Here is a 2,000-nt window from a genome sequence, read left to right on the forward strand (position 1 = left end):
GTGCGTTCGTCATGTTCAGGCCCCCTACTCGGCGTCAGCCGCAGGGGCGGCGGGCTCGGAAGCGGGCTTCGCGGCGTCGGCGGGCTTCGCGGCGTCGCCATAGACGACGTAGGCGGTCGGCTTGCGGGGCGCCCTGGCCTTCGCGGCCTGCTCGTCGATGGTCACCGAGCCGGAGTCCACGGCACCTTCGGCAGCAGCGAGCGTGCGCGACGGGGCGGCGGCGCCGCGGCCCGTGACCTTCTTCACGGCCTTGGCGACGGAGCTCGCGGCGCCCTGCACGGCGTCGTTGACCGTCTCGGTCACGCCGGCGGCGGTCCCGGAGACCGTGGAGACGTCAGCGAGGATAGCGTTCATGCTGTTGAGGGAGGCGTTGGCGGAGTCCATGGCCACGTTGGCCTTGACCGCCACCGCCGGCATCTGCTTGACGGCGGGCTCGAGCTCGTCGACCATGCCGTCGAGCTTGGCCACGATGGGCTGCGCCTGCGCGATGACCTCGTTCGCGGAGGCCGAGACCTCGTCGATATTCTTGCGGGCGGAGCGCACGGTGAGGGCGACCTCCACGACGGCCCAGACCGCAACCACGACGAGCACGATCAGGGCGATGTTCAGGTAATCCATGCGTAGGCCTCCGGATCCAGGGTTCGCGAGCCGCGCACGAGGTCGTCTCGTACGCGCACCGTCATTCTACCCAAACGCAAAACGTGGGCAGCGCAGAAGCGCGGCAACGGCGCGAGCTGGGCAGAACCGCGGCTAAGAAGCGCGCTCGCCCTTCTTAGCCGCCGCGGCGCCGGGGGCGGCGTCTCCCGCCTCGGCGATGTCGCGGCCGAGCGCGTCCTCGCGCCAGGCCTCCCAGCCGCGCGGGCTCGGATGGTAGAAGGCGCCGCGCTCGAGCCCCTCGGGCAGGTAGCGCTGGTCGACCCAGCCGGACGGGTAGTTGTGGGGGTACAGGTACGCGCCGTACTCGTCGGAGCCGGGGCGGTGGCGGTCGCGCAGGTAGTTGGGCACTTCTCGGCGCGGGCCCTGCCTGACATCGGCCAGCGCGGCGTCGATGCCCGCCTCCGCGGCGTTGGACTTCGGTGCGAGCGCATTATAGGTCGCCGCCTGCGCGAGGTTGATCCTGCACTCCGGCAGGCCGATGACCTCGACCGCGCGGAAGGCGGCCTCGGCCACCAGCAGCGCCTGGGGATCGGCGTTGCCGATGTCCTCGGAGGCGGCGATCATGATGCGGCGCGCGATGAACTTGGGGTCCTCGCCGGCATCGAGCATGCGCGCGAGCCAGTAGAGCGCCGCGTCGGGGTCGCTGCCGCGCATCGACTTGATGAAGGCGCTGATGATGTCGTAGTGCATGTCGCCGGATTTGTCGTAGGACAGCCCGTGGCGCGGGTTCGCCTCCAGCACGTGCGCCGCGGTGATGGTCACGGGGTCCTCCGCGGAGGGCGCGGGCGCCTCGGGGTCGGCGGGCGCCGCCATCTGGCTCGCGAGCTCGAGGGAGGTGAGCGCCGCGCGGCCGTCGCCCCCGGCGAGCTTGACGATCTCGTCCTCCGCCTCGCCCGAGAGCGTGAAAGCCCCCGCCAGGCCCTCCGGAGCGACGACGGCGTGCTCGACCATCCGCCGCAGCGACTCGTCGTCGAGCGGGCGGAGCTCCACCACGCGGCTGCGGCTGATGAGCGCGGAGTTCACCTCGAAGTAGGGGTTCTCCGTCGTCGCGCCCACGAGGACGACGGTACGGTCCTCGACGGCGTGGAGGAGGGCGTCTTGCTGGCTGCGGTTGAAGCGGTGGATCTCGTCGACGAAAAGAATCGTGCGGCGGCCCTGCGAGAGCAGGCGGCTCTCGGCGGACTCGATCTCGCGACGGAGGTCCTTGACCGTGCCGGTGATGGCGCTGACCTCGACGAACTCGGCGTGCGTGGTATGCGCGACGATGCGCGCGAGGGTCGTCTTTCCCGTGCCGGCGGGGCCATAGAGGATGACGGAGCTCAGCGTGTCGTGCTCAATCGCGC

At 71.0% G+C, this 2,000-nt stretch carries 2 protein-coding genes; both read right to left on the bottom strand.

Going from position 1 to position 2,000, the window contains the following annotated elements; all coding sequences use genetic code 11:
- Positions 1–24 precede the first annotated feature (24 nt).
- Positions 25–618: a hypothetical protein gene (locus ACT84W_RS08190; RefSeq protein ID WP_444328848.1), complete on the bottom strand. Its 594-nt coding sequence runs from the start codon at positions 616–618 to the stop codon at positions 25–27.
- A gap of 132 nt (positions 619–750) precedes the next feature.
- Positions 751–2,000 (bottom strand): replication-associated recombination protein A (locus ACT84W_RS08195; protein WP_444328849.1); only part of this gene is annotated, 1,250 nt, incomplete at its 5' end.

It is taken from the genome of Paratractidigestivibacter sp., from assembly GCF_052362415.1.
GTDB lineage: Bacteria > Actinomycetota > Coriobacteriia > Coriobacteriales > Atopobiaceae > Paratractidigestivibacter.